9 protein-coding genes are annotated in these 7,521 nt (G+C 46.1%); 5 read left to right on the plus strand and 4 right to left on the minus strand.

Annotation, left to right across the window (positions count from 1 at the left end):
* Positions 1-51: 51 nt before the first annotated feature.
* From tnpC to tnpA, 3 genes are all read right to left on the minus strand, one after another.
* Positions 52-1,575 (minus strand): IS66 family transposase, encoded by a 1,524-nt coding sequence (tnpC, locus tag ACN0T8_RS15460; protein WP_417763633.1) that lies wholly within the window; start codon positions 1,573-1,575, stop codon positions 52-54.
* Between the two features lie 86 nt (positions 1,576-1,661).
* Positions 1,662-2,006 (minus strand): IS66 family insertion sequence element accessory protein TnpB, encoded by a 345-nt coding sequence (tnpB, locus tag ACN0T8_RS15465; protein WP_417763634.1) that lies wholly within the window; start codon positions 2,004-2,006, stop codon positions 1,662-1,664.
* Positions 2,003-2,302, minus strand: a complete 300-nt coding sequence (gene tnpA, locus ACN0T8_RS15470) for an IS66 family insertion sequence element accessory protein TnpA (protein WP_417763635.1) — start codon at positions 2,300-2,302, stop codon at positions 2,003-2,005. Before tnpA ends, tnpB begins: the two co-directional genes overlap by 4 nt.
* Positions 2,303-2,351: 49 nt before the next feature.
* Between tnpA and ACN0T8_RS15475 the strand changes: the two genes are divergently transcribed.
* From ACN0T8_RS15475 to ACN0T8_RS15485, 3 genes are all read left to right on the plus strand, one after another.
* Positions 2,352-2,660, plus strand: a complete 309-nt coding sequence (locus tag ACN0T8_RS15475) for a hypothetical protein (protein ID WP_417763636.1) — start codon at positions 2,352-2,354, stop codon at positions 2,658-2,660.
* Between the two features lie 133 nt (positions 2,661-2,793).
* Positions 2,794-3,669, plus strand: a complete 876-nt coding sequence (locus ACN0T8_RS15480; RefSeq protein WP_417763637.1) for a hypothetical protein — start codon at positions 2,794-2,796, stop codon at positions 3,667-3,669.
* An 86-nt stretch (positions 3,670-3,755) separates the two neighbouring features.
* The gene (locus ACN0T8_RS15485) at positions 3,756-4,646 is read left to right on the plus strand and encodes a hypothetical protein (RefSeq protein WP_417763638.1); all 891 of its coding nucleotides are present in this window, start codon (positions 3,756-3,758) and stop codon (positions 4,644-4,646) included.
* 72 nt (positions 4,647-4,718) lie between these two features.
* Here ACN0T8_RS15485 and ACN0T8_RS15490 read toward each other — a convergent pair whose 3' ends face one another.
* Positions 4,719-5,177 carry a hypothetical protein gene (locus tag ACN0T8_RS15490; protein ID WP_417763639.1) on the minus strand — a complete coding sequence of 153 codons (459 nt, stop codon included), beginning with the start codon at positions 5,175-5,177 and terminating at the stop codon, positions 4,719-4,721.
* A 308-nt stretch (positions 5,178-5,485) separates the two neighbouring features.
* Here ACN0T8_RS15490 and ACN0T8_RS15495 point away from each other — a divergent pair, with 308 nt between their 5' ends.
* On the plus strand, positions 5,486-5,965 hold the full coding sequence (locus ACN0T8_RS15495) for a hypothetical protein (RefSeq protein WP_417881495.1): 480 nt from the start codon (positions 5,486-5,488) through the stop codon (positions 5,963-5,965).
* A 146-nt stretch (positions 5,966-6,111) separates the two neighbouring features.
* The gene (locus ACN0T8_RS15500) at positions 6,112-7,047 is read left to right on the plus strand and encodes a hypothetical protein (protein ID WP_417763641.1); all 936 of its coding nucleotides are present in this window, start codon (positions 6,112-6,114) and stop codon (positions 7,045-7,047) included.
* Positions 7,048-7,521 lie beyond the last annotated feature (474 nt).

Genomic DNA, 7,521 nt, shown 5'->3' on the forward strand with positions numbered 1-7,521 from the left:
GTTTCTTTTAATCCCAAAAGAAACGTAAGCGCTCAATAAACCCGTACAGCTTTACTCAATGCTGCTGATATCAACATTCCACGGCATCAGATCCGACATGTCATCGGTGAGTGAACGTTTCGGCAGCTCTGTGAACAGATGCCGAAAGTAATAATAGGGATTGATGTCATTCGCCCGACACGTCATGACCAAGCTATACAGATTGGCACTGGCTTTCGCGCCACCGACTGAGGTCGAGAACATCCAGTTTTTTCGGCCCGTCGTAAATGGCCGGATATCCCGCTCAGTCACATTGTTGTCAATGCTGATATGTCCATCTTCTAGATAAGTCAGCAGCTTGGACCACTGATTTCTGGCGTAGGTGATGGCTTGGCCTAATGCCCCTTTCGGCAGAACATGCTGGCTATCCAGCCACGCTTTAACGTCATTCAGGATGGGCAGGCTTTCTTGCATCCTCATCTGTTGGCGTGCTTCGGGCGACAGGTTTTTGGCCCGTTGCTCTATGCCATACAGTTTGGCGATAAAGGCCAAGGCTTTTTCGGGCTTTCCTGCCTTTTTCGAAGGGGATGCCTTTTGAGCATCGGTGAATTTGCGGCGCACATGCGCCATGCACGCGGCTTGAGTGACACCGTCTACCGTGTCATAGGCACTGTAACCATCGGACAACAGATAACCATGGTAATCACCAAGAAACTCGCGCACACAAGCGCCCGCTCTGCTGGGGTGATAATCGTAAATCACCACGGGATTGGGGGTGAACTCGCCACTGCGATAGACCCACATGTAAGATTTGGATTGCGCCTGTCTGTCTGCTTCTCTCAGCACCTGTACCGTGGTTTCATCAGCGCAGATGAGGGGGTCTTTGAGAAGCTGCGTTTTCATTGCATCGATAATGACCTGCACTTTAGTGCCGAGCTGCACACACCAGTTCGCCAGCGTGGCGCGGCTGATATCAATGCCAGAGCGGTTAAGGATATCGACTTGGCGGTATAGCGGCAGGGCATCGACGTATTTGGCGGTGACCACTGCGGCGAAGGCCTCGGCACTGCCCATGCTTTTGGGGACCATGCTCGCCGGTTTCGGGGCGGTGACCACTTTGCTGGTTTCGGCGGTTTGCTCGCAGTGGCGACACGCATATTTAGTGCGCTCGTGGCGGATGACACTCACTCGTTGAGGTAGGATTTTCAGGGTTTCGCTGACTTCCTTACCGCATTCATGTAACGGCGCATCACAGCCGTCGCAATACGGTGCATTTAAGGCGTGGGTTTGCACTTCGCGTTCAAGGTCAGCAGGCAGCGGTTTACGACCTGGTTTTCTGCGCGCTTTAGGTGAAGCTGGCAACGCGTTTTGCTGCTCAGCTTCGTTAAACGTGCCTTTGGCGACCTTTTCGCTTTGGGAGGCGAAGCGTTTGGATTTGCTGAGGTTGAGCTGCTCAACGAGTAATTGCACCTGAGTTTTCAGGGCGGCGACTTCCTCTTCTTTGGCCTGCAACAATGCATCCTTGGCAAGTAGCATGGCATCCTTGGCAAGTAGCATGGCTTTAAGTTGTTCGATGTCATTGGGGAAATCGGTCATTGGGCATCATTTACAGCATGGAATGATGCCCAGTGTGACGGCTAAAAAGGATCGTTCAAGTGAAATATGGCGATCAACATCTTCGGTCACACTTCCAGCCCATTTAAGGGCTGATGGGCGTTACTGTGCTCGAGTGACAACCCAGAGAGCAACCAGTGAAGTTGCGGTTTGCTGATGACCATCCCGCCCCGGGCATTCGGGCGAGGCCATTTGAACGTCCCTTTCTCTAAACGGCGATAGTACAGCCAAAACCCATTAGTATCCCAAAACAAGATTTTGAGTTTATCGCGACCGCGATTACAGAAGATAAACCAGGCTTCGCTGAACGGGTCCATCTCCAGTTGCTCGGCGACAATCAGTGACAGCCCATCAATGGACTTGCGCATATCGGTCACGCCGGAGACCAAGAAGACCTTGCCGGAAGGTGTCATTGCAGCGCGTCGACCCAATGCTTGATTTGCGCGGGACTGAGCGCAGCGGGCAACTCTGCCCGCATACCATTAGTAAAAAGCAGGACAACAACCTCAGAGAGTGAATGGCGAGGTTCATCAAACGTGATGGGCAGCAAGGTCTGTACTGTTTCAGGGGAGCGCAGTCGCTTAGACCAGTAAAAGAAGGTTTGATAGTTGATGTTATTGTGTTCGCAAAACTGCTTAATGGAGAGCTGGCTTTGCTTTTGTTGCGCGATGAGGGATGTCCAGTGAGCGCGTTTTTGTTCTTGGTTCATAGTGCCTCCGTTGAAAAAGGCACTATGTCAAAGTGTGGGTACTATTGGTATGTGGGGTTTATTAACCGCTTACGAATCTCCTGTTTCGGGTAAGAAACCTAAGGACATAAAAAGTTTTAAAACGGAGTATAGTTCTACTTCTATACCTCCAATTTCACTGATTGAGGAAGCAATTGGTGATGTTCCAAAATTAAAAGCGCTAATGGACTCAAATGGCAAATATCGAAAAAAACGAAATAATATTGCTCATCGCGCTGAAAAACTTTCTAAGAGTATTTATAGTGACTATAAATCTACAGTTATATTAGCTATCGAAGAGCTAAGAGTTGTTCTGCAATCACATACAGAACGCACATAACAAGTCGCTCAAGATGGACTAACAAACGTTCGGCATTTTTTGTTTATTTGAATATAGCGTTTATGGTGGTTAATTTAGCTGCGTACCCGGTTTGTTAGCCACTTAGCTCAGCGTTATATTTCAAGGAAGAATTGTGCACTCAAACATTGAGCTAGCCAGAGTCGAAAGAGATAGCATAAAAGCACTTCGACGCCTAAATGAATCTGAAGTACAAGAAATTAGAGATTGCAACATGGAAATCTTTGACTTCAACAGACACTTCAAGCTTGTAGAGTACGTGCTTTACAATTTCGCGTGTTTCAAAACATGCATTGAAAATAACCTTCAAAGCTTTGCAACAGAGACCGACACAATTGGCCGATATGACTTAGATTCTTTCGGCCACGAGGTTAATATAACCCTCCTAAACCTGATGATGTCGGCCAGAACGTTTCTTGATCACATGGAAACCTCTGTCAATAGGGAGCATGGAAAGGCATCAAGTGAGTTTAAACTTTTCAAAAGCTTAACCGCAAAAGAGTTTGACGATAAGTTTTCATACAAATTCATGTACAAGCTTCGAAATTATGTCCAGCACTGCGGAATGCCACCATTAAGTTATTCAAAAACCAAAACACTTGACAACGAAGCACCTTTCGCCACTTTGGAGCTGCAATTTAATCGCAACGCATTGCTTTCTGAGTACGATGAATGGGGTGCAATCGTAAAGCCTGAGTTAGAGGCTCAACAAGAGCAATTTGATGCATTCTTTATTGTTGAAGAATTCATCACATCAATATTGCGAATTTATATTTGCTTCACGGACAGCACCAGCTTCCATAAAACCAAGAAAGCAAGAGAACGAATAGCCGAAATCATATCTCAACCAGAGTCCTACTTTGATGATGATTACTGCCTTTTTTCTGCTTCGGAAAGTGAAGATGGGAAATTCAATTTTAGTATGTCATGGATTCCAGCTTCGCTATTTAGAAAAATAGAGCATTATTTAAAATTGAGAAATGAAATATAACAACTGGTTCAAGTCGTTCGCTGCGCTCACTCGGGACCGGCTAAAGCCGGCCCCTTAACCAAACGTTAGCGTCCAAAGGAAAGGTCGTGGAAAACATTAACAAACTAGACGAAAAACTTGATTTGCTAGACAAGCTTCTTTCTCTTGCCTTTAAGCTTGGAGTCGTAGTTGGCGGAGCAGTACTGCTCTTTTATTGTTGGAAAATCGGTTATTTCCCACAGGATATGTCGGTTGGTGATGGCTTGCTATTTATATTGTTGGCTATTGCATTCGGTGGTGTTTATCTGTTTTTCGTTGTGTGTTTGACAAGCCTTGGTTTATCGCTGAGGCCCGTATGGCACGGGCTTCAAAAGCTATTTTTACTATTGCTAAAAGGATACGAAAGAGTTTCCGGAAGAACAGCTGACTACACACCTTTTACTATAGAAAAAGGCGGTTTTGAACTGTTCATTTTCGCGATTTTTGGGCTGTTTTTTATCTGGGGTTTTAGCTTTTCCGATATTGAGGTTCTTGCAACCTTGGTGTTGTGTGTTTGGGGATGCGCTTTGCTGTGGAGCACTTATCAACAGAATTCACGTGAAATCGATTTGCTAGAACGTCGTGACAACCTTGCGGATGAGGAATCGAAACGCCTGAAGCGACTGGTTGACTTTCAACCGTTCTTGCTTGGGGTGATCTTGGTTGTACCATTATTGATAGGCGGCGTATCAGGAAAGCTTTTGGACGGGGCAATGCGTCTCGCGAATGTCAGGACTGATGTCGCAACAGTGCACCTGAAAGAACCGTATGTTAAGTATGCTGCTGAGCATGGCGTAAAAGGCGCGCAAAGCAATTTTGGAAGTGAATATTCTAAATTTGAAGATACTTCTATTTTGTTCAATGGTTTTGGTAAGAATATTGCGATTGATGTTATGGGGGCAGATGGGCGTGTTTCGTTGGTTGTTCCGTCGGATCATGCCTACATTGTACAGCGCTAACAAGGCCAGGCACGGCGACGGCTTTTCCGTTGCGGCTTCGCCTACACTACAAAGCCGCGCGTGCTGGCGGCGTTATGTGTACTCATTGATACTCGGCGTATTACGAGCTACTTGGATTTTTTCTAAAAAAGAATAAGAATCTTCAAGTAAGTTTGTTGGCATATTCATACTTTTATTGAAATCAATCCTAGCTTCAAGTACATCAAACATATTGAATTTGGCATTCATTTTGGCCTCACCTTCAGGCGTTCCTCTCATGTCACTTACACTTCCATCGCTATTAACTTTTAAAAGTGGTGGCGGTAAAAATGCTGAGCTTAAATCACCTTCTCCAGCTTTCATTAAAGCATTGGCAAGTTCCATGGATTCTTTGTAGCTCATATTCTTAGGGTCAAATGATTCAGCAAGTTCACGAATAAACGGTTTTTCCGGCTGCATATTGCCAGTAACGGGTGTATTGGGTGGCAAATTGTTGCCGCTTTTCTGCGCTGGCGTTATAGGTAATGCGCTTGTTGAGCTTCCAATTTGCATAGTTAACTCCTAATATTGATGGCTATAAATTAGGTAGCAAGCCATATGCCAATAAACTGGTGCGTACAAACACATAACAAGTCAATTATGTCGCCCGAAAAAAGCGCGGGCTGGGACAGCCTACTCGCCGCTTCGCTTTGTTTCGGCTGCCCCATATTGAAGCGTTATATTTCACAAGGAAACTCATCATGGGATTTAAGATCGGATGGATTGCTGTAAAAGATTCTGAACCTGCGGCAATCCATAAAATGCTATCCCTCTAACCCAGTGGAGAGCGCGAGGAATTTCCTGACTCTCCGATAGCTGGCGTGGAGCTGCCTAATGGCTGGTACCTGGTTCACTTCAACGAGTTTCTGGCTCCAGCACTAGAACAAGAATCCTTATCAAGAATTTCATCTCTTGGTGATGTGGTTGCTTGCCAAGTTCACGAAGGCATCATGGTCAGCATGGCATCTGGCTATAAATCGGGTAAGCTTGTCTGGAGCGTAGTTCATAATGCGCAAGAGGCACTAGAGCACTTAGAAATAAGGGGCAGTTTGCCTGCTGAGTTCGAGGGAATCAGATCAAAAAAATTCCAAGAGAAAGTCCAGGATGACGAGGGAATGGTTGATTATGTATTTGATATTCCCGTAGATATGGCAAGGGCCCACGTAGGTTATCGCTATGATCAAGCGCTTGCCAATGAAAGTGAACTACCCTTCCATGTGTTAGAGCAAAAGCAATCAGTCCCCGACCCAGAACTCAAAGAAACGTCAAAAACCCCTGCTTGGATGTTTTGGAAAAAGTGAAATATAACAATGCCTTTCAGTCGACCCGCTTTCCGCTACTTCCCTCCGGTCACTCGCTACAAGCGGGCTGCTGAAGGCAGGGGACACAAGGAAGAAAAAAAGCCCTGATCATCACCAGCAGCCTGACAGGCAGTGCAACGCTGCTGATGGCGGCTTTACCCGTCAATATCTTGGGAGAAAGTCTTGTGATACTCCTGTTATGCCTGCAAATGGTTCAGGCCTTCAGTTTTGGCGGAGAGTACCCGACCATCATTCAATACCTGCACCAAGGGAGCCAGCGTGAACAACATGCTCGTATCAGCAGTCTGATTGTTGCCAGTTCAATTGTTGGGGTGATTGCATCCGTCTTAATCGTGATGGGGCTGAAAAGCACCTTATCTGAAAGCCAGATGCAAGCTTATGGATGGCGTATCCCTTTAATTATTGGCGCAGTGAACATTGCCATGAGTTTTTGGTTCCGCCTGCGCTTGCCCGCTGCGCTTCCGACCCCACAGCCGACTCGCTTAACCAACGATGTAAGAACCACAGTCAGGATCGGTTTGGTGTCTGTAACAGGAGCGGTAGTTTTCTACGTCCAGAATATTTCCAGCACCATTTTAGCCAAAGATTTCCCCATTCAGCCGTTTGCCTTGGTTAATTCAGTGACCTTACTTGTGATGATCTTGCTGGTCGGATGGATCACGGACAAATACCTGTCATCACCAAAGAAAAGCTTTTCGGGCGGATTATTGGCCGGTTTGGTGGTTTCTTATCCGGCTTATTATCTGTTGATTCATGGTCATGATGGGTGGCAACAATGGATCGCATTTATCAAGATCAGCCTGATTTCAGCACTGATTTTAGCCAATCTGGCGACGGTGCTATTTTCCATTGCCCGCAACAACACCACCTCTCTGGGGCTTGGCTATAACGTTGCTCTCTCAGTTTTTGGCGGCATGAGCCCGTTAATTGTGAGTTTCCTGTCTGAGTATGATGCCAGTTATGTCGGTGCATATGCCGCATTGACAACCATACCGGCACTCATTGGTATTTACGCATTCTCGGCACCATCGTTAACTCTCCAGTCAGAAATGAATACATAACCCGGCTTTGCAGAACCGGAATATCGCACGGTAGCCCTGACATTGAGTGAGGGCTACTCGCGTCGTCCCCCCTCAAATGCTTTCTCTCTCGATAACGCTCCCAAAATCATAATCCTAATGACCTACTGCCTGCATCTGGCATCCTCCTCAAACACCCTTCCTGTAAAAACGAAAATCTCAGCACCTTAAGCTTATTTTCCGATTGAATCTTGTCGAAGATTCGATCAATAATGACCCAAAGTCATTAGCAATTAATAATCATTATCATTTAAAAATACAAAATTATAGGACAGCCATCAATTTGCGTAGTTGATGGGAATTGACTACGCTGAACCTTCACATGGAGTGAAATTGCTACAACAAGGAGTGTTGTTATGACCGTTGCCCGCCGCCGTTTGATTGATGTTGAATCAACCCCTTATTACCACGTCATTAACCGTTGTGTACGCCGCGCTTTTCTATGTGGTGAAGATG

The organism is Vibrio sp., from assembly GCF_048266485.1.
Classification (GTDB): domain Bacteria; phylum Pseudomonadota; class Gammaproteobacteria; order Enterobacterales; family Vibrionaceae; genus Vibrio.